The sequence below is a fragment of the Zoogloea sp. genome (genome assembly GCF_030157465.1).
Classification (GTDB): domain Bacteria; phylum Pseudomonadota; class Gammaproteobacteria; order Burkholderiales; family Rhodocyclaceae; genus Zoogloea.
In genome coordinates, this window is record NZ_JAOAUU010000013.1 from 1 (window position 1) to 20,600 (window position 20,600).

General features: G+C 67.4%; 15 protein-coding genes. 7 read left to right on the plus strand and 8 right to left on the minus strand.

Annotated features, from left to right (window positions below):
* Positions 1-188 precede the first annotated feature (188 nt).
* The 4 genes from Q1W26_RS02010 to Q1W26_RS02025 all read right to left on the minus strand — a co-directional run bounded on the left by Q1W26_RS02010 (position 189) and on the right by Q1W26_RS02025 (position 9,895).
* Positions 189-1,544, minus strand: a complete 1,356-nt coding sequence (locus tag Q1W26_RS02010; protein ID WP_300435181.1) for an efflux transporter outer membrane subunit — start codon at positions 1,542-1,544, stop codon at positions 189-191.
* Positions 1,545-1,716: 172 nt separating this feature from the next.
* The gene (locus Q1W26_RS02015; protein WP_300435183.1) at positions 1,717-4,815 is read right to left on the minus strand and encodes a multidrug efflux RND transporter permease subunit; all 3,099 of its coding nucleotides are present in this window, start codon (positions 4,813-4,815) and stop codon (positions 1,717-1,719) included.
* 679 nt (positions 4,816-5,494) lie between these two features.
* A complete protein-coding gene (locus Q1W26_RS02020; protein WP_300435185.1) occupies positions 5,495-8,578 on the minus strand; it encodes an MdtB/MuxB family multidrug efflux RND transporter permease subunit in 3,084 nt (1,027 codons plus the stop codon).
* Between the two features lie 45 nt (positions 8,579-8,623).
* On the minus strand, positions 8,624-9,895 hold the full coding sequence (locus Q1W26_RS02025) for an MdtA/MuxA family multidrug efflux RND transporter periplasmic adaptor subunit (RefSeq protein ID WP_300435187.1): 1,272 nt from the start codon (positions 9,893-9,895) through the stop codon (positions 8,624-8,626).
* A gap of 344 nt (positions 9,896-10,239) precedes the next feature.
* Between Q1W26_RS02025 and Q1W26_RS02030 the strand changes: the two genes are divergently transcribed.
* Positions 10,240-11,295, plus strand: a complete 1,056-nt coding sequence (locus tag Q1W26_RS02030; protein ID WP_300435190.1) for an IS110 family transposase — start codon at positions 10,240-10,242, stop codon at positions 11,293-11,295.
* A gap of 552 nt (positions 11,296-11,847) precedes the next feature.
* On the opposite strand, the gene Q1W26_RS02035 is transcribed toward Q1W26_RS02030, so the two are convergent.
* The 4 genes from Q1W26_RS02035 to Q1W26_RS02050 are packed head-to-tail and all read right to left on the minus strand — an operon-like array spanning position 11,848 to position 15,768.
* On the minus strand, positions 11,848-12,141 hold the full coding sequence (locus tag Q1W26_RS02035) for a hypothetical protein (RefSeq protein WP_300435192.1): 294 nt from the start codon (positions 12,139-12,141) through the stop codon (positions 11,848-11,850).
* Positions 12,095-13,066 carry a hypothetical protein gene (locus Q1W26_RS02040; RefSeq protein ID WP_300435196.1) on the minus strand — a complete coding sequence of 324 codons (972 nt, stop codon included), beginning with the start codon at positions 13,064-13,066 and terminating at the stop codon, positions 12,095-12,097. The genes Q1W26_RS02035 and Q1W26_RS02040 overlap by 47 nt, the downstream gene beginning before the upstream one ends.
* A complete protein-coding gene (locus Q1W26_RS02045) occupies positions 13,063-13,884 on the minus strand; it encodes a hypothetical protein (protein WP_300435199.1) in 822 nt (273 codons plus the stop codon). Before Q1W26_RS02045 ends, Q1W26_RS02040 begins: the two co-directional genes overlap by 4 nt.
* 18 nt (positions 13,885-13,902) lie before the next feature.
* A complete protein-coding gene (locus tag Q1W26_RS02050) occupies positions 13,903-15,768 on the minus strand; it encodes a M6 family metalloprotease domain-containing protein (RefSeq protein ID WP_300435201.1) in 1,866 nt (621 codons plus the stop codon).
* A 462-nt stretch (positions 15,769-16,230) separates the two neighbouring features.
* On the opposite strand from Q1W26_RS02050, the gene Q1W26_RS02055 reads away from it, so the two are divergent.
* From Q1W26_RS02055 to Q1W26_RS02080, 6 genes are all read left to right on the plus strand, one after another.
* Positions 16,231-16,611: a hypothetical protein gene (locus Q1W26_RS02055; protein ID WP_300435203.1), complete on the plus strand. Its 381-nt coding sequence runs from the start codon at positions 16,231-16,233 to the stop codon at positions 16,609-16,611.
* 88 nt (positions 16,612-16,699) lie between these two features.
* Positions 16,700-17,458: a 2'-5' RNA ligase family protein gene (locus tag Q1W26_RS02060; RefSeq protein ID WP_300435206.1), complete on the plus strand. Its 759-nt coding sequence runs from the start codon at positions 16,700-16,702 to the stop codon at positions 17,456-17,458.
* The gene (locus Q1W26_RS02065) at positions 17,433-18,113 is read left to right on the plus strand and encodes a DUF1345 domain-containing protein (RefSeq protein ID WP_300435209.1); all 681 of its coding nucleotides are present in this window, start codon (positions 17,433-17,435) and stop codon (positions 18,111-18,113) included. Before Q1W26_RS02060 ends, Q1W26_RS02065 begins: the two co-directional genes overlap by 26 nt.
* A gap of 85 nt (positions 18,114-18,198) precedes the next feature.
* Positions 18,199-18,591, plus strand: coding sequence for a thioredoxin family protein (locus Q1W26_RS02070; RefSeq protein WP_300435211.1), 393 nt, complete (start codon positions 18,199-18,201; stop codon positions 18,589-18,591).
* 10 nt (positions 18,592-18,601) lie between these two features.
* A complete protein-coding gene (locus tag Q1W26_RS02075) occupies positions 18,602-19,351 on the plus strand; it encodes a cytochrome c biogenesis CcdA family protein (RefSeq protein ID WP_300435213.1) in 750 nt (249 codons plus the stop codon).
* Between the two features lie 63 nt (positions 19,352-19,414).
* On the plus strand, positions 19,415-20,578 hold the full coding sequence (locus Q1W26_RS02080; protein WP_300435215.1) for a pyridoxal phosphate-dependent aminotransferase: 1,164 nt from the start codon (positions 19,415-19,417) through the stop codon (positions 20,576-20,578).
* The last annotated feature ends 22 nt before the right edge of the window (positions 20,579-20,600 follow it).

Here is a 20,600-nt window from a genome sequence, read left to right on the forward strand (position 1 = left end):
TCGCCTTCTTTGCCTTCTTTCTTGGCGAAGCAAGAAAGAAGGTCGCCCGCCGGGGCGAGACCCGGCCAATGTGACGCTAAACTCAGGAAAGCCGTCCCGCAGAGGCTCACCGGTTCGCGGGGAAAACGCTTTCCACACTTAACGCGAACATAGCCATATTCAATGGCCGGTTTATTCACAGACAAGCTCTAAGGCCCCACCCCGCCCCCGGCGTTTTTCGCCAGCAACACCGCCGCCACCAGCCGGCGGGCGGCAAGGTCGTTGGCGGTGCGGCGAGCGGCAAGGTGCGTGGCCTGGGCGGTGACCACGTTGAGGTAGCTCACCGTGCCGGCGCGGTACTGGTTGGTGGCGATGGTTTCGGCTTCGGCGGCGGCGGCAACGGCGGCGGCCTGCTCGGTGGCGGCCTCTTCGAGCAGGCGCGCGGCGGCGAGGTTGTCCTCGACTTCCTGGAAGGCCACCAGCACGGTCTGGCGATAGGTGGCAACGCTCTCCTCCCAGCTTGCCGCAGCTTGGCCGACGACGGCCTTCTTCGCGCCGGCATCGAAGATCGCGGCGGCAAGGCTGGGGCCGAGGGACCAGTAGCGACTCGGCACGGTCAGGAGATCGGCCAGATCCGAGCGGCGAAAACCCGCCGACGCCGACAGCCCCAGCACCGGAAAGCGTGCCGCCTGGGCCGCGCCGATGGCGGAATTGGCCGCCGCCACGCGGCGCTCGGCGGCGGCGATGTCGGGCCGGCGCTCGAGCAGCGTGGACGGCAGCACGACCGGCACCTGCGCAACCGGCAGCGACGCATCCACGATTTCAATCGCAAACCCGGCCGGCGCCTGGCCGACCAGCACCGCAATCGCGTGCTCGTACTGGCTGCGCGACAAACTGGCGTCGAGGGCCGCGGCACGGGCACTGCGCAGCTGGCTTTCGGCCTGCGCCACATCAGCCTTGCCCGCCACGCCGGCGGCGTAGCGGTTCTGGGTGAGTTGCAGCGACCGCGCATAGGCGACGACGGCGGCATCGAGAAACTGCTTCTGGCGGTCGGCCGCACGCAGCTGGAAATAGCTCTGGGCCAGGGCGGCCTGGGCCGACAGCCGGGCCGCGGCGAGATCGGCCTCGCTCGCCTCGAGGCGGGCGTCGGCGGACTCCACGTTGCGGGCGATGCGGCCCCACACGTCGGCTTCCCAGCTGGCGGTGGCCCCCAGGTTGAAGCTGTTTTTGGGCGGCGCGCTGCCGGCCGTGGCGGTGGCTGCCGCGGTGGCCGAACGGGTGGCTCCTGCGGTGGCGTTGATCGTCGGAAACCACGACGCCCGCGCGCCATCTGCCAGCGCCTGGGCCTGGCGGTAGCGGGCCTCGGCGGCGCGCAGGTTCTGGTTGGAAATCTCGACCCGCGCCTGCAGCGCATCGAGCACCGGGTCGCCAAAGGCCTTCCACCAGTCATCCGACGCCGGCATCTGCGGGCTGGCGGACTTCCAGTCGCCGGCCTCCTTGAACACGGCGGGCGTGTCGATGCCCGGGCGAACGTAGTCGGGGCCGATGGCACACCCGGCGAGCAAGACCGGCAGCAGCGCGGCTGCGTGAAGGCTGCAAGCGCTTCTGAGTGCCCCCAGGGCTGGGCTACGCCCCGCCCGCCCCCCGTGGGGGACAAGAAAACTTGGGGCGGCCCTGCGTTTTCTCGAGAAAATCCCGGCAATCCATTGTTTCTTTGTCATCGTCAGCGCACACCGTTCAAACAAGGCTCGTTTTCCTTTTCTCTGTCTTCACCGCACCGCGCGCGAAGCGCGACAGCATCACGAACACCACCGGCGTCGTGTAAAGCGTGAGGATCTGGCTCAGGATCAGGCCGCCCACGATGGCGATGCCCAGCGGCTGGCGCAGCTCGGCGCCGTCGCCGCTGCCCATGGCCAGCGGAATCGCGCCAAACAGCGCCGCCAGCGTGGTCATCAGGATCGGCCGAAAACGCAGCACCGCGGCGTGGTGAATCGCGTCCCGGGCGCTCTCGCCCAGGCTGCGCATCCGCTCGATGGCCACGTCGATCATCATGATGGCGTTTTTCTTGACGATGCCGATCAGCAAGATCACGCCAATCATCGCGATCAGGCTGAACTCGGTATCCACCGCCATCAAGGCCAGCAGCGCCCCCACGCCGGCCGAGGGCAGCGTGGACAGGATGGTGATGGGGTGAATCAGGCTTTCGTAGAGGATGCCGAGCACGATGTAGATGGTTGCCAGCGCGGCCAGAATCAACAGCGGCTGGGTGCTCATGGACTTCTGGAAGGCGCCGGCCGAGCCCTCGAAGCTGGTGCGGATATCCACCGGCACGCCGATGCCGGCCAGCGCGCCGTTGATGGCCTCGGTGGCGGTGCCGATCGAGCCGCCCTCGGGCAGCGCAAAGCTGATCGTCGAGGCCGCCGATCCGCCCTGGTGGCTCACCGACAGCGGCGCCAGCGTGGTTTCGAAGCGGCTCACCGCCGACAGCGGCACCAGCCCGCCGGTGGGTGTCACCAGCGTGATGCGCGACAGCGATTCCGGCCCCTGCAGGTAATCGGGCATGGCCTCCATCACCACCCGGTACTGGTTGAGCGGGTTGTAGATGGTGGAAACCTGGCGCTGGCCGAAGGCATTGTTGAGCGCCGTGGTCACCGCGCGCATGGTGAGGCCGTGGCGGGCAACTGCATCGCGGTCGATCACCACCGTGGTCTGCGGGCCGCGGTCCTGCTGGTCGGTGCTGACGTCGGTAATCGCATCGAGCCGGCTCATGGCGTTGCGGATGCGCGGCTCCCACAGGCGGAGCGCCTCAAGGCTGTCGGACTGCAGCGTGAACTGGAAGGCCGAATTGCTGGAACGCCCGCCGATGCGGATGTCCTGCACCGGACTGAGGTAAAGACTGGCGCCCGGCACGTGGGCGAGCTTCTTGCGCAAGCGGCCGACCACCGCATCCGCCGACTCCTTGCGCTCGCCGATGGGCTTGAGGGTGATGAACATCGACCCGAAGTTGCGCTGCGAGCCGCCGGTAAAACCGGTGACGTGATCCACCGCCGGATCGGCGCCGACCACCGCCAGAAAGCGGTCCATCTTGCCCTTCATGGCCTGGAAGGAAATCGCCTGGTCGGCCTCGACAAAGCCGCGGATGCGCCCCGTGTCCTGCTGGGGAAAGAAGCCCTTGGGAATCGTGTTGTAGAGGTAAACATTGAAACCCACGGTTGCCAGCAACACCGCCAGCACCAGCACCGGATGGCCCAGCGCACGGCCGAGGCTGCGCCGGTAGTCATCCACCACCCGCTCGAGCAGGCCACCGGCGAAGCGGTCGAAGCGGCCCCGGGGTTTGCCTCCCTCGCTTTCCGGCAGGCGCCGGCGCAAGAGCCGCGCGCACATCATCGGCGTGGCGGTGAGCGAGATCACCATCGACACCAGGATCGCCGCCGACAAGGTCACCGCAAACTCCCGGAACAGCCGCCCGACGATGCCGCCCATGGCCAGAATCGGAATGAAGGCGGCAATCAGCGACAGGCTCATGGAGACCACCGTGAAGCCGATTTCCCGCGCGCCCTTGAGGGCCGCCCGGCGCGGCGACATGCCGGCATCCACGTGGCGCGAGATGTTCTCGAGCACCACGATGGCATCGTCCACCACAAAGCCGGTGGCGATGGTGAGCGCCATCAGCGACAGGTTGTCGAGGCTGTAGCCCGCCAGGTACATCACCGCAAACGTGCCGATCAGCGACACCGGCACCACCACGCTGGGAATCACCGTGGCCCGCCAGTTGCGCAGGAACAGAAAAACCACCATCACCACCAGCGCCACCGAAATCGCCAGCGTGCGCTCCACTTCCTTCAGCGAACCGCGGATGGTGGGCGTGCGGTCCATCACCACGGTGAGATCGATGGCCGGAGAAATGCTGGCCGACAGACGCGGCAACAGCTCGCTGACCCGATCCACCGTCTCGATGATGTTGGCGCCGGGCTGGCGGTTGATCATCAGCAGCACCGCCGGGCGGCCATTGGCGTAACCATAGTTGCGGTCGTTCTCGACGCCGTTCCGCACCCCCGCCACGTCGGACAGGCGCACCGCCGAACCGTTTTTCCAGGCGACGATCAGCGGCTTGTAGTCGTCCGCCGTGCGCGCCTGATCGTTGGCCCCCACCTGCCAGGCCGTCTCGGCGTTTTCCAGCACGCCCTTGGGCCGGTTGGCGTTGGTGCCGACAATCGCCGTGCGCACGTCGTCCAGGTTGAGCCCGCTGGCGGCGAGGCGGTCCGGGTCCACTTCCACGCGCACCGCCGGCAGCGAACTGCCGCCAATCGTCACCTGCCCCACCCCGTCCACCTGCGACAGGCGCTGGGCCAGCACCGTGGACGCGGCGTCGTACATCTGCCCCTGGGACAAGGTGGCCGAGGTCAGCGCGAGGATCATGATCGGCGTGTCTGCCGGGTTGACCTTGCGATAGGTGGGGTTGCTCGGCAGGCTCGTCGGCAACTGGCTGCGCGCCGCGTTGATCGCCGCCTGCACCTCGCGGGCGGCGCCGTCGATGCTGCGCGAAAGGTCGAACTGCAGCGTGACGCGGGTAGAGCCGAGGGTGGAGTAGGAGGTCATCTCCGTCACCCCGGCGATCTGCCCGAGGATGCGCTCCAGCGGCCCGGCCACCGTCGCCGCCATCACCTCGGGGCTGGCGCCCGGCAGGTTGGCCGAGACGGAAATCGTCGGGTATTCCACCTGCGGCAAGGGCGCCACCGGCAGCAGCCGAAACGCGATCAGCCCGGCCAGCGCGATGGCCAGGGTCAGCAGGGTGGTTGCCACGGGGCGGAAGATGAACAGGCGGGAGAGGTTCATGGGGTGCGTCGCGGCCTGGCTGAAGCGCAATCATTCAAACGCTTTCCCGTGATCAACGTTTCGTTGGCGGGGTCGCGCCCCCGCGGGCGCCCTACTTTCTTGCTTCGCCAAGAAAGTAGGCAAAGAAGGCGACCCGGCTTCACCGGTCGGCCTGCGGCCGACTCCCCTGCGCTGCTCGCAACAGGCGGCCGGGGCTGAACTCGCCGGCTCTGCCGGCTCAGACAGCAGCCCCGGAAGGCCCCGCCTGTTACTGCGCTGCTCGGCGGCTCAGACGGGCTCTCTGGAATCACCGAGCCTGTGCGGAAGCGACAGCGGTAATTCAACCCACCGGCAGCTTGCCTTTGAGTGCATGGATAACACCCGTGGGTTCCGCAGGGGCTCGGTAGCCGTGCAAAGCCCGTTCCATACCGCCGAGCAGCACAGCAGCAGGCGGAGAAGTCCGGCGCGGCTGTTTGAGCCGGCGCAGCCGGCGAGTTCCGCGACGGCCGCCTGCTGCGAGCAGCGCAGGGGAGTCGGCCGCGATAGCGGACGACCGGTATGGCCGGGTCGCCTTTCTTGCCTTCTTCTTTGGCGACGCAAAGAAGAAGGTCGCCCGCCGGGGCGAGACCCGGCCAACGACACGCCAACGACGGGAAAGCACTCAAACCAACGCAATGAACAGCACGATGGGCAGCAAGGCTCATGCCTCCACCGCCTCGCCCCGAACCCGCCTCGACACCCGATCAAACGCCAGATAAATCACCGGCGTCGTAAACAAGGTCAACACCTGGCTGACCAGCAAGCCCCCCACCAGCGTGATCCCCAGCGGCTGCCGCAACTCCGAGCCCACGCCCGTCCCCAGCATCAACGGCAGCGCCCCCAGCAAGGCCGCCAAGGTCGTCATCAGAATCGGCCGGAAGCGCAGCAGGCAGGCCTGAAAGATCGCCTCCCGCGGGCCGAGGCCCTCGCTCCGCTGCGCGTCCAGCGCAAAGTCGATCATCATGATCGCGTTTTTCTTGACGATGCCGATCAGGAGCACGATGCCGATGATGCCGACGATGCCCAGTTCCGTGCGGGCCACCAGCAGCGCCAGCAAGGCGCCCACGCCGGCCGAGGGCAGCGTGGAGAGAATCGTCACCGGGTGGATATAACTCTCGTAGAGCACGCCCAACACGATGTACATCGTCACCACCGCGGCCAGAATCAGCAGCAGCGTGCTGGTGAGCGACGACTGGAAGGCCAGCGCCGCGCCCTGAAACTGCGTCTCGATGCTGAGTGGCATGCCCAGTTCGGCCTCGACCCGGCGGATTTCGTCCACCGCGTCGCCCAGCGCCGCGCCGGGGGCGAGGTTGAAGGACAGGGTTGCCGCCGGAAACTGGCCCACGTGGTTTACCGCCAGCGTTGCCGGACGTTCGGTGATGTTCACCACCGCCGACAGCGGCACCTGCACACCACCGGTGCCGGCGACGTACAGGTTGGCAATGGCTGCGGGGCCGCTGCGGAATTCCGGCTTCACTTCCAGCACCACGCGGTACTGGGTGGTTTGGGTGAAGATGGTGGAAATGAGCCGCTGGCCGTAAGCGTTGTAAAGCGCGTTGTCGATGGCCGCGGTGCTCACGCCAAGGCGGCTGGCCGCCGCCCGGTCGATTTCGACCCAGGCCTGCAGGCCGTGGTCCTGCAGATCGCTGGCCACATCGGCCAGTTGCGGCAGCGTGCGCAGGCTCTCGAGCAGGCGTGGCACCCATTCGCTGAGCAGCGCGCTATCCGGCGCGGTGAGCGAAAACTGGTACTGGGTGCGGCTCACCCTGTCTTCAATGGACAAATCCTGCACCGGCTGCATGTACAGCTTGATGCCGGCCACTTTTTCCAGCTCGGGGCCGAGCCGGCGGATCACCTCGCTGGCGCTGGCATCGCGCTCGACGAGCGGCTTGAGGCTGATGAGCAGGCGCCCGCTGTTCAGCGTGGCATTGGTGCCATCCACCCCGATGAAGGACGACAGCCCGGCCACCGCCGGATCCTTGAGCACCACCTCGGCCACCGCCTTCTGCCGCTCGGACATGGCCGCAAACGAAATGGATTGCGAGGCCTCGGTGATGCCCTGGATGGCGCCGGTGTCCTGCACCGGAAAGAAGCCCTTGGGCACCAGCACATAGAGCAGCACTGTGAGCGCCAGCGTGCCCACCGCCACCAGCAGCGTGAGCCCCTGGCGCGCCAGCACCCATTCGAGCATCACGCCGTAGCGCGCGATCACCCGGTCGAAAAAGTCGCCCATGACCCGATAGAAACGCCCCTGCTCGGCCGGCGGAACGTGCTTGAGCAGCCGCGCGCACATCATCGGCGTGAGGGTCAGCGACACCACGGCGGAAATCAGGATGGCGATGGCCATGGTGATGGCGAACTCGCGGAACAGGCGCCCGACCACGTCGGCCATGAAGAGCAGCGGAATCAGCACCGCGATCAGCGAGAAGGTGAGCGAAATGATCGTGAAACCGATCTGCCGCGCCCCCTTGAGCGCCGCCTGCATGGGCGATTCGCCCTCTTCCACGTAGCGGGCGATGTTCTCGATCATCACGATGGCGTCGTCCACAACGAAGCCGGTGGAAATGGTGAGCGCCATCAGCGTGAGGTTGTTGAGGCTGAAGCCGGCCAGGTACATCACGCCAAAGGTGCCCACCAGCGACAGCGGCACCGCCACGCTGGGGATGAGGGTGGCCGGCACGCTGCGCAAAAACAGGAAGATCACCATCACCACCAGCGCCACCGACATCAGCAGCTCGATCTGCACGTCGTGCACAGAGGCGCGGATGGTGGTGGTGCGGTCGTTGATCACCGCCACATCCAGCGAGGCGGGCAGGCTGGCGGTCATTTGCGGCAACAGCGCGGCCACACGGTCGGCCACCTCGATCACGTTGGCGCCGGGCTGGCGCTGGATGTTGATGATCACCGCGTCCCGGTGGTCGGCCCAGGCGGCGAGGCGCAGGTTTTCGGCGTCATCCTTCAGGTCGGCCACATCCGAGAGGCGCACCGGGTTGCCGTTTTTGTAGGCGACGATCAGCTTGCGGTATTCGTCCGCAGACCGCAGCTGGTCGTTGGCATCGATGGTGGACGAGCGCTGCGGACCGTCGAAACTGCCCTTGGCCTGGGTGATGTTGGCGTTGGCAATGGCGCTGCGGATATCTTCCAGCCCCAGCCCGTAGGCGGCCGCAGCGGTGGGGTTGACCTGCACCCGCACGGCAGGCCGACGGCCGCCGGCAATGCTCACCAGGCCCACGCCCGGCACCTGGGCGATCTTCTGCGCCAGCCGGCTTTCCACCAGATCATGGATGCGGGTGATCGGCAGGCTGCTGGAACTCACCGCCAGCGTGAGGATGGGCGTGTCGGCCGGGTTCACCTTGCTGTAGGTGGGCGGCGCCGGCAGATCGGTGGGCAGCAGGCTGGATGCCGCGTTGATCGCCGCCTGCATCTGCTGTTCGGCCACATCGAGGCTCATGGACAGCGCAAAGCGCAGCGTGACCACCGAGGCCCCGCCCGAGCTGGTGGACGACATTTCGTCCAGCCCCGGCATCTGGCCAAACTGGCGTTCCAGCGGCGCGGTGATCGCCGATGTCATCACGTCGGGGCTGGCGCCGGGGTACAGCGTCTTGACCTGGATGGTCGGGTAATCGACCTCCGGCAGCGCCGAAATCGGCAGCAGCCGGTAGGCCACCAGGCCCGCCAGCATGATCGCGATCATCAGGAGCGACGTGGCGACCGGGCGAAGGATGAACAGGCGCGACGGGTTCATGCGGGCGCCCCGGCAAACTCAGCAATATTCAAGCGCGTCATGCGGTCAGTGCCCCGGCCGGCCGCCACCGTTGCCGCCCTTTTTCTCGCGGCCCGGCGCATCGGCGGCCTTGGGGTCAATGGCTTCCACCTGGGCGCCGTCCTTGAGCTTGTCGAGGCCGTCCACCACCACCTTGTCGCCGGCGGCAAGGCCGGCATCCACCGCCGCCAGCGCGCCATCCACCGGGCCGAGCCTGACCGGCACCGCGGCCACCTTGCTGCCGTCGCCAAGGCGATACACGAAACTGCCCTTGGCGCCCTGCTGCACGGCAGCCGTGGGCACCACCACCACGCCGGCCAGCGTATCGAGCAGCAGGCGCACGTTCACGAACTGGTTGGGAAAGAGACTGCCGTCGCGGTTGGCGAATTCGGCCTTGAGTTTGACGGTGCCGGTGGTGCTGTCGATCTGGCTATCCACCGCCAGCAGGCTGCCCTCGGCGAGGCGGGTTTTCATGTCCCGGTCCCAGGCCTCCACCTTGAGGCTGCGGCCACCGCGGATGCGCTGCATGATCGCCGGCAGGCGGTCTTCGGGCACCGCAAAAACGGCGGTGATCGGGGTTTGCTGGGCAATCGTCACCAGCCCGGCGGCGTCCGAGGCCTTGACGATGTTGCCGGGGTCGACGGTGCGCAGGCCCGCCCGACCTGAAATCGGCGCGGTGATGGTGGTGTAGGAGAGCTGCAGCTCGGCGCTCTTCACCGTGGCTTCGTCGGCCTGCACGGTGCCCTGGTACTGGCGCAGCAGCGCCTCCTGGGTATCCACCTGCTGCCTGGCGATGGAATCCTGGGCCAGCAGGCCGCGGTAGCGGTCGAGATCGATCCTGGCGTTTTTGAGCAGCGCCGCGTCCCGCGCCAGGGTGCCGCGGGCCTGGGCCAGCGTGGCCTTGAAGGGTTCTGGGTCGATCAGCGCCAGCACCTCGCCGGCCTTGACCGGCTGGCCTTCGACAAACTTGACCGCCAGCAGCGGGCCATCCACCCGCGTGCGCACCGTCACCTGGTTGCGCGGCACCACGCTGCCGAGGGCCGGCACCACCACCCGGATATCCCCGGTCGCGATGGTCGCAAGCATGACCGGCGTGGGCCTGTCACCCCGCCCACCGCCGCCCGGCCCGCCACGCCGCATATCGGACGATTTCGCAGCCCCCTCGTCCCCCGGCCGGTGGGTGGCGTACCAGCCCCCACCCGCCAGCACAGCAAGGCCGATGACATAAAACCAGACACGACGGGATTTGGAAGGATGCGCGGGAGACGGGGAAGACGAAGACGAGGACGGGCTGGGCATTAAAAATATTCCGGAACGCACCCGGACCGGGAAGGGCCGGGAAAATGGCGCGGGCTATGCTACACGAAGCATTTGATGGGCGACGTAAACACGAAAAAAGGCGGCAACAGGCCCGCCTTTCCCTTCGTCACCCATACCGGCAACAGGTTCCGCGCCGCGCGAGCCGCGATTAACCTGAGGATTGAATATCGACCCAGGCCTGTCGAAAAGCAGCGCCAACAACCAGCTTGGGTAGGACTACAAAAGGACTTCCCCCACCCGCCCGGTGGGCTTGCCACCCGGCATCCAAGTGCCAAGATTGAATTGCTGAAACTCAATCTGAAACGGCGAGGAGGGAAGTCAAAATGGATGCTACGACGGTTGGTGTGGATCTGGCAAAGAACGTCTTCGTGGCCTGCGTGGCGGATTGCGCCGGGCGGATTGTGGAGCGGCGCGAGTTCAATCGGGCGGGCTTTCTCACCTGGCTCGGCACGCTGCCGGCGGGCACGGTGATCGGCATGGAAGCCTGCGGCAGTGCCCACCACTGGGGCCGCACGGCAGAGCGTCTGGGCCTGGCGCCGCGGCTGATGGCCGCCGAGTTCGTCCGACCCTACCGCAAGCGCCAGTCGGTCAAGAACGACCGCGCGGACGCCGAGGCGATCCTCGTGGCCTTGCTGTCGCCCGGCATGCGCTTCATTCCGGTCAAGACCGAAGCCCAGCAGCAGCGCCTGGCCTGGCACAGCCTGCGCGTCGGGTGGGTGGAGGAGCGCACCGCGCTCCTTAACCGCGTCCGGGGGCTGCTCGCCGAATTCGGGTTGATCGTCGATCCTGGCCCCAAGCATTTGCGTGCGCTGCTGGCCGAGCGGGAGCGCGACACCGCCTCACCGCCGGCCCTGCGCGGATTGATCCACAGCGTGCGCGACCAGCTCGATGCGCTGGATGCGCGGATTGGCGAATGTGACCGGCAGATCACGGCCCAGCAGGCGAACGATCCGCTGGCAAAGCGGGCGCGGGATCTGCCCGGCGTGGGGCTCATCACCGCCGACGCGGTGACCGCCAGCGTGGGCGATGCATCGATGTTCAAGAACGGGCGTCAGTTTGCCGCGTGGCTCGGTCTCACGCCCAGCCAGTCGGGCAGCGGCGGCAAGACCAAGCTTGGGCGCATCACCCGGCGCGGCGACGACTATTTGCGAACCCTGCTTGTGCAGGGCGCACGCAGCGTACTGGCCGCGACGCTCCGAAAACAGCGGCGGGAATCCCCCGATACGCTGACCCGTCTGCAGCAGTGGATCGTCGCGCTCAACGGGCGGATCGGCTACCACAAGACACTCATCGCCATCGCCAACAAGCACGCCCGGCAGCTGTGGGCGGTGCTGGCGAAGGGCGAGTCCTACAACCCGCAGGCCTGGCAACGGGCCTGAGTCACCGAGCAATGGCAACTGCACATCAGCGATAGACGAACAGGTCAGACCGACCAGCAGGGAACCTGGCTAACCCAATGGCGGATCAACAAGGAGGGCGGCTGATCCCCGCCCCCCCGATCCCGCCGAAGTAGGATTAAGGCCTGTTGGTGCGGTTAGTCGCATGGCCCCGGGCGAGACCCGATCAAGGCCGATTAGAGAGAGGCAGTCTGTCTGTCCAATCCGTCGCGTGCGTGCAGCGCCAAGGAGGGAAAGCAGGTAGGCAGGAAAGGAAAACCGGCCTGGCGGCCGGTCATTGGAAAACGGTGCTTGACGGGGAAGTCCTTAGAGTCGGGTTAGCGCAGCGTAACCCGACATAGGACGTGTCCATCGAGGTTCGGTTTGGTGTCGGGTTACGCCCTGCGGGCTAACCCGACCTACCCGTGCTGTCGAAAGGCAGCACCAGCGCCGGGTCAATAACCGCCCTTGTGTGGGGGCGCCTTCAGTCGCCCGCGGACTCCGATCAAGGGCTTGCCTGTGAAACGGGGGTGCGTGACTCAAACCGCCGGGCTATCAATCCGTGCCAACGCTGCCGGGCACTACCGTATGCACGCCCGGCGCCCGCAGGCGAAGCTGCATCACCACGCCCGCGCCGGGTTTGATTGCGTCCAGCTGCGTCCGGTCTTCGGGGCCGACCAGCACGGCGAGGGTGTCGCCGACGGTGGCCGGCACCAGGCTGGGGCGATCGTCCACGGGCCCGCTGTCTTTCACCTGCACGGTGCAGCGCAGCCAGCCCGGACGCGCCGGGTCTGCGCTGCACTCAAGCAGGCGTGCTTTCAACCGGGTGGCGTTTTCGATGGCTTCCACGACGCGCTCCTCCTGAGAGATGGATCACCAGCGCCTCGGCCACGGCCTCGGCCGATTCGCGGTCGAAACAACTATACGCCGGCGAGGGATTCACTTCGAAACACACAAACTCGCCATCCGGCCGGCGTTTGAGATCGATGCCGGCCAGCTCCAGCCCCATGCCGGCGGCAAGCTGCACGCAGCGCCGGGCGATGTCGTCCGGCAGGCGGTCGGCGTGCATGTCGGCGGCCACGCCTTCCCGGCTGGCGTAGCGGTAATCGGTGGCCTCCGAATCCACGCGGGTGCAAAACACCTGCCCGCCCACCACGTGCACCCGGTAATTCACCCCCGGCACAAAAGCCTGGAACAGGGTCGGCAAGGCGCGCACGCGTTCAAGCGCTGCGTCCTGCGCCCCGCTGAGCGGGGTCACGATGGATCGGACGCCACTGGCCGACTTGAAGATCACCCGCCGGTGCTTTTTGCGAAAGGCCAGCACGGCCGCCGGGTCATTGGTCACGATAGACTCCGGCGTGGCAAAACCGGCCTTCCGGATCAGCTGCCCCTGCCAGGGCTTGGACGCATTGGACATGCCCGGCCCCATGCGGTTGGCCACCCGCAGCGGCGCCACCTCCAGCCAGGCGTTGAGCCCATCGACAAGATAATGGTGATGCAGCACGCCCTGCGGATCGCTTGGCGCGCCGCGCAGCATGCTGGCCGGCACCGCCCGGGTATAGGCGCCACCGCAGCGGGTCAGGTCGAACTCGGTGGTGCCGTTCCACCAGCGCGCAATGAGCCGGCCACGGCTTACCCCGACTTCGATATTCTGGCCGCCCAGCTGGCGCTGATCGATCACCCGGCAATCCACCCCCAGCCTTTCGGCGGCCTCGATGGCCATGGCCAGCGGTGATTCGCTGGCCACGCCGCACACCAGCAGCGGGCCTTTCATGATGTGCCCTCCTCGCTCGCCAGCACCAGGGACGCCAGCCAGTCGGCACAGCGCCCGGCCACCGCCGCATCGTCGAGCGGCGGACGTGTTTCCACTTCAACCAGGCGCGGCCCGCCGCTGTTCCGGGTATTGCCCGGCACAAATCCCAATGCCGCATGGTGCAGGCCCAGCGCCCGCACAAAGGCCCGGCAGCCCGCGGCCAGACTTTCATCGACCCCGGCGCCGCAATCGTCGCCAAAAACCCAAACCCAGGTAAGCGGTGCGCCCCCCAGGGGGCTTCGATACCAGCCCGCCACATCGCTGCCCCGCGGCCAGGCGCTGCCGCCCACCCGGTCGAGGCCCGCGCACGCGCCGCCGCGCACCGTCGACGCCACCACAAAATCGCCCACCGCCAGCCCGCATTGCAGTGCCACCGCGTGCCAGCCGAGGGGATGCAGCGCCGGCGCCCAGGTGTTTTCCCCTCCCACCGGGTTGACCACCAGCGCGCCCAGGCTGTTGAGCCAGCTGGCCAGAAGCGCAGAAAACTCGGCCATGGCGTAATCCCGGTCGACCGCCGGGGCATGGGCAAACTGGGGCAGATCGGGCCCGGCGAGGCGGTTGAGCACCACGCCGATGGCGGCATCGTCGAGCACACGCCCATCCGGCAGCACCACGGTGGTGCCGGCCACATCGTCCGGCGCGTGAAACCAGCGCGCCAGGGCCAGGTCTGCCGCGCTGGCCTCTACAACCGGGCAGCCCCGCCGCGCAAGTTCGCGCCCGACGACCTCACTTGAAAGGTCGTCGGGCGCCGCGAGGATCAGGGCCACCCGCCCGCTCATCGCCAGGGCTCGCCGGGCTCAGCCGGCAGGCCGGTCGAGCAGGCGCTTGCTCGACCCGGAAGCCGGATCGGCCTCCTCGTCGTCGCCCTCGTCGGAATAGGCGCTCCCGGAAAGATCGGGGCGCAGATCCCGCGAGATGAAGGGCTGCGCGGCCTGATTACCCAGCAGCAGCGCCTCGATGTGGGCGATGCGTGCCTCGAGCACCCCGAACTCCTCGGTCCGCAGGCCACCACCCGGCTTGTCGGCAAGCTTGCCCTCGACAAATTTCTCGGTCTGGCCCTTGTCGAGCCCGGCCGATTTGTCGGTGATGGGCTTCTCGACCCGCTTTTCAACCTGTTTGTCGATCTGCTTGTCGACCTGCTTCTCGATGCGTTTCTCGATCTTCTTTTCGACCAGCTTTTCGCTGGCCACGGTCTTGTCATTGACCAAGGCCTTTTCGGCCGCCAGTTCCTTCTTGATCTTGGTCACCGTGCACTTCACCCGCAGGTTGGCGCTGATCACCGGCCCGGAAGGCCCGATGCCGGTTACCGCCACGCAGGTGTTGGCGCCCGAATACGACTGGGAATTGGGCGTGGACGTGTTGTTGAAGGTGGTGTTGCCGCTGCTGCCCGGGTAGGGGTCGCCGCCATCGCCGCGGTTGTGGTCGAGTTCCATGTCGCGCTTGCCGTCGGCCTGCATCAGCGCCACCTTGTAATGGGCCTCGTTGGTGTTGCCGGACACGCTGTCGTCGATGTGCCAGATCAGCAGCCCGCCGGCCGGCAGCGACGCATCGAAGCCGGTTTTCTGGCGGTTCTCGACGAGGAAGTATTCGCTGCTCGCCGCGCCGCTCTTCCAGAGGCGATAAATCTTGCCTGAGTCCTTCACGTCGGCAATGTTCTTTGCGCCGTTGGTGGTCACGTTGGTCACGGTGGCCCAGCCCTGGTTGGCCTTGCACCAGGCCGACGGGTGCACCGGCGTGTTGCCGCCGCCGCCCCAGCTGCCGCCCGCCATCAGGCACCAGTTGCCGATGCCTTCCGAGGTGTAGTCGGTGTCGTAGAGGTCGGGGAAGCCGAACAGCAGGTGGCCCAGTTCATGGCAGCACACGCCGATCTTCGAATCCTCCGGCACCGTGAGGTAAGCGTAGATCTTGGTGCCATCCACGTTCATCGCGCCGCCGTCCACCGTCCATTTGTGCGACCAGATGTCGCCCGGGCTGCCGGTCACCTCGGCACCCGCCCCCGCATGCACCACGATGAAAGCATCCACGTAGCCGTTGCCGTCGTTGTCGTAGAGCCCGAAGTTCACGCTGGCGTTGGAGGCCAGCACCGCATCCCGCGCCATCGTCCGCGCATTGGGCAGCGGCGAACCCGTGCCCGATGCGCCGTGGGCGTACTGGGCCAGCGTCTTGGGCATGCGGAAGGGGCCGACCACCTGACCCTGGATGTTCACCAGGCCGCGGGTCACATCGGTGAAATATTCGCGCACGCTCTTGGTGGGGATCACGCCGGTCGAGAAGAACAGCTGCTCGAAGTGTGCCGCCGTCTGCGTCATCGGCTTGTCGGAAAAGTCCACCAGCACCACGATCACCCGTACCACACCCCGAAGCGGCGCCCGCTCGGCCGCCGCGCCGCGGATCATGCTGGGCGAGGCACCCAGCGGGTAATCCTCCGGCGGAAAGATCATGCCGTCGTTGAAGCCGTCATGCCGCGGCTCGGAGGCGCGAATCTGGAACGAGGCCATGAACTCCTTGGCCTTGCCGCGCATCGCCGTCAGCTCCTTCTTGAGCTTGTCAGCCAGCTCGGGGCACGGCGCCACCATGCAGCGCTCCCCGTCCTCGCTCACCCGCGCTTCGCGGTAAATATGCTGCATGTCCCGCGCCAGGGACAGATAGCGGTATGTGGTCATGACATCGCCCTCCTTCATTAGCCGCCAGCCCCCGGGCAGGCAACCACCGATTGATCGGATCGACACGGAGACATAGCACCAGCCCAGAATGGGCAAGCCGAGAAAAAACCTGAAGATTCAGGGCAGTCCTCTCAAAAAAAGCCCCCGTAACATGAGGGTAGGTTACGACCCGGGCACAGGCAAGGAATGCTTTCCGGGCAAAAATATCCGACATGGAAACGGCCCCGGAGCATGGCAAAAAGAACCACCGGAAAGCGTACGGCGGCCGTTTTGCAGTGCATCACCGCCCCGGTCAAGAGCCCGCAAAACGCCCTGCCCCGGCCCCAACGCCAGGCCGCCCGGCTTGCAGACTGGTCCGGCCCGTCTAATATTTGAAGGGACGGATTTTCCAGCACCCCGGCAATCCCCCGCAGGTCGCGGCAGGGTGTATCGGCAATGGCCTGCATTCTTGCGGAGACAATCATGAAATCGACTCGGCGTTTTCTACTGAGCTGCGCCAGCCTGTTGCTGGCCGGTAGCGTGTGGGCCCAGCCTGGCCCCGGCATGGGTGGCGGCATGGGGCCGGGCGCCGACCCGCGCCCTTGCATGAAGGGCGACGCCCCTGCCGGGCCGCATTGCGACTGGCGCATGAACCGCCGCAACACTCCCGGCATGGGCCTGATGACGCAGGATGAACGCAGCGCCCACCGGGATCGCATGCGCGGCTTCCAGTCCCGCGAAGAATGCATCGCCTACATCACCGAGCACCACGCCCAGATGGCAGCGCGCGCCAAGGCCAAAGGCCGGACCCTGCCCGAGCCGCGCCTGCTCCACTGCGACCGCCTGCCCCCCGCCGGCAAATAGGCGGCTCGAAGGCGGCTCGACTGCGGCGGGCTTGATCGTGTAGCGTGCGGCAGGCCGCGCTTGCGCCAATCTTCCGCCCAAACCTGCCGTGCCCCATCAACGACCGCCCTACGCCTCCGCCATCCCGCACACCGTTTTCGATCACGCCCGCGCGGCCTTCAGTGCCGCCGGGCACACCCTCGAAAACGTCCGTCGCGACTTTCCCGAGTGGCATCTCGGCCGGCCGCGCTATGCCCTGTGGGCAGTGGACGTGGACCTGCCGCCGGTACGCGCCGCCGCTTCTGCCGCCGAAACCCACCTCAACGGCCTGCTGCTGGCCGGCTACCAGCGCCAGCCCCATATCACCCTCGGGCTGTGCGGTTTTCCGACGCCCGCCCCGCGCCTGCCCGATGACTTCGGCCCGGCAGCGCTCGGCGCCCACCTCGACGCCCTGCAGGCGCTGGCGCCCGAGCCCTTCGACGTGCACATCGCGCAGCTGGCCAGCTTCACGTCCGCGCCCTTTCTGGCGGTGCTCGATGCAGAGGGCGGCATCGGGCGGCTGCGCCGGGCGCTCGCCGGCGACAGCGCCGAAGGCAGCGGCCCCTACACGCCCCACGTAACCGTCGGGCTCTACGCCGGCGCCTGGCCCGTCGCCGACGTTCTCGCCCGCCTCGACGCCTTTCAGGCCGGCCCGCCGCTGCGCTGCCGCATCGAGCGCATCAGCCTGATGAGCTACGCCGCGCCGGAAATCGGCGGCAGGCTTGCCACACTGGCCGAGTTCTCCCTCGCCGACCGGCGCCTGAGCTGGCACGCTGCGGGCGCCTCATCCTTTCAACACACCGATGCCGACGCCCACTGCCCGCCCTAACCTGCTGATCCGGCAGCTTCAGGCCCGGCCCCGGCTGCTCCTCGCCATCGCCCTGGGTGTGCTGGTGCACCAGTGGCTGCCGGCTTCGCTGAGCGAACGCGAAACCACCCGCCTGCTCGTCGCCTGGAACGCCGGCATCAGCCTTTACCTGATCCTTGCCGTGGCCATGATCCGGCGCTCGACCACCGAGCACATGCGCCAGCGCGCCCGGATCGAAGATGAAGGGCGCTTCGTGGTGCTGGCCGGCGTGATCCTCGCCACCTCGGCCTGCGTGGCAGCAATCTTCTTCGAACTGGCCGGCATCCGGGATCTGGCCATGCCGCTCAAATCCGGCCGCATCGGGCTGGCGGTGCTCACCATCGTCAGCGCGTGGGCCTTTGTGCACCTGATGTTCGCGCTGCACTACGCCCACGATTTTTACCAGGACAAAAGCCGCGGCGGAAACGGCGGGCTGCAGTTTCCCGGCGAACACGAACCGGACTACGGCGATTTTCTCTACTTCGCAGCGGTCATCGGCACCTCGGGGCAAACCGCCGACGTGGCCTTCGCCTCGCGCCCGATGCGCCGGCTCGGCCTGCTGCACTGCGTGCTGGCCTACGCCTTCAACACCACATTGCTGGCCCTCACCATCAACATCGCCGCCGGGCTGCTGTAAAAAAACCGGGGCCGCCGCGTAAGAAACGGCGCGCGGGAGCGTCTAAAGGGCATTCACCCTCACCCTTTATCCCCCGGAGCCCGCCATGTCTGCCCTGCCCCGCTTTGCCGCCGCCCTTGCCACCACCCTCGCCTGCCTGCTGCCGCTGACGGCCCAGGCTCTCGACATCCAGCCCTACAGCGCCGCCGCACTGGAGAGCGCGCAAAAGGCCGACCGCCCGGTCGCCCTGCACTTTCACGCCAACTGGTGCCCCACCTGCCGCGCGCAGGAAAAAGTCTTCAACGGCTTCAAGCCCGACGCAACGCTCGCCCTGGCGCTGCTGGTTGTGGACTACGACGCCGAGCGCGCCCTCAAGCAAAAGCTCGGCGTACGCACCCAGTCCACCCTGATCGTCTATCGCGGCAAGCGCGAAACCGCCCGCCTCGCCGGCGAAACCGATCCCGCCAGGCTCAAGGCCGCGCTGCAGTCGGCGCTCTGAGAGATCCGCCATGAACGAAGCCCTCACCCTTGCCAGCATCCCGGTTTCCCACCTCGGGCTGAGCCTCGTCGCCGGCAGCCTGACCACGCTGTCGCCCTGCGTTTTTCCGATCCTGCCGCTGGTCGTGGGCTCGGCGGTGCAGGCCAACCGGCTGGCGCCGATTGCCATGGGCACCGGCATGGCCGCGTCCTTCGCGGCCATCGGCTTGGTGCTCGGCGCGCTGGGCCCAGCCCTCGGCATCGATTCGGACAGCGTGCGCAGCTTTGGCGCCGTGCTGCTGATCGCCTTTGCGGTGGTGATGCTGGTGCCGGCCCTCGGCCAGCGCTTCACCCACCTGATGCTGCCCATCGCCTCCAGCGCCAATGCGGCATCCAGCCGGCTCGACGGCGGCACCCTCGGCGGCGCCTTTTTGCTCGGCGGCGTGCTCGGGCTGGTGTGGAGCCCCTGCTCCGGCCCGTTGCTCGCCTCGGCCCTGACGCTGGTGGCCAGCGAAGGCGGCGCCGGCCGCGGTGCGCTCATCCTCGGCCTGTTCGGCATCGGTGCCGCAACGCCGCTGGTGGCCGTGGCTTACGCATCGCGCAGCGGCTTCGCCCGGGCCCGTGGCCAGGTGCTGGCGCGGGTCGACAGCATCAAGAAGATCCTCGGCATCCTGATCGGGCTGACCGGCCTCGCCATCCTCACCGGCGGCGACAAATGGCTGGAAGCACAGGTACTCAACCTGCTGCCCGAAAGCTGGACCCGCATCACAACGCTGTTCTGAGGGACGCCGGCGGGCACCGAGAAAACCCTACAATGGGCGGCTAACATTGTTCAGGACTTTGCGATGAACCCGATCGCCCGCCGCATGGCCGACATCCAGCCCTTCCACGTGATGGAAATCCTCAAGCGCGCCCACGAGCTGGCGGCTACCGGGCGCGACATCATTCACCTGGAAGTCGGCGAGCCGGATTTTCCCAGCCCGCCGCCCATCGTCGAGGCGGCCCGGCAGTTTCTCGCCGGCGGCCACGTGCATTACACGCCGGCCCTGGGCCTTGGCGCGCTGCGCGAGGCCATCGCCCGTTTCTACCATGACCGCTTTGGCGCCGATGTGGCCCCCGAGCGCATCATCATCACCCCCGGCGCCTCGGGCGCACTGATGCTGGCACTGGCCGTGCTCACCAACCCCGGCGACGAATGGCTGCTGCCCGACCCCGGCTACCCGTCCAACCGCCACCTGGTGCGCAGTTTCGAAGGCGTGGCCAAAGGCCTGCCGGTGGATGCATCGACCCGCTTCCAGCCCACCCCCGCCCAGGTGGCCGCCGCCTGGACGCCCCGCACCCGCGGGCTGATGGTCGCCTCGCCGGCCAACCCAACCGGCACGCTGCTGAGCCTCGACGAAATCGTCACGCTGCAGCAAACCGTTGCCGCCCGCGGTGGCGTGCTGATCGTCGACGAGATTTACCAGGGCCTCAACTACGGCGTCGAGGCGAGCACCGCCCTCAGCCGCAGCGACGACGTGTTCGTGGTGAACAGCTTTTCGAAGTATTTCGGCATGACCGGCTGGCGCCTCGGCTGGATGGTGGTGCCGCAAGCCTACGTACGCGAGATCGAAAAGCTCGCCCAGCACTTCTTCATCTCGCCCTCCACGCCGGCCCAGCACGCCGCGCTGGCCGCCTTTGCGCCGGGCACGCTGGACATCCTGGAAGAACGCCGCCACGCCTTCGCTAGGCGCCGCAACGCGCTCTTGCCGGCGCTGCGGGACATCGGTTTTCGCTTCGCCACCGAACCGCAGGGCGCGTTTTACCTGTACGCCGACATCTCGGATATCGCCGACAGCAGCGAAACCCTGGCCCGGCGCCTCATCGAAGAAGCCGGCGTAGCCACCACCCCCGGCATCGACTTTGGCGACAACGCCCCCGAACGCCACCTGCGCATCGCCTACACCACCGACGAGGCGCGGCTTATCGAGGCCGCGGAGCGCATCGCCGGGGTTCTGCGCGCCGGCTGATCGCAGAGGGGATAATCAAGGG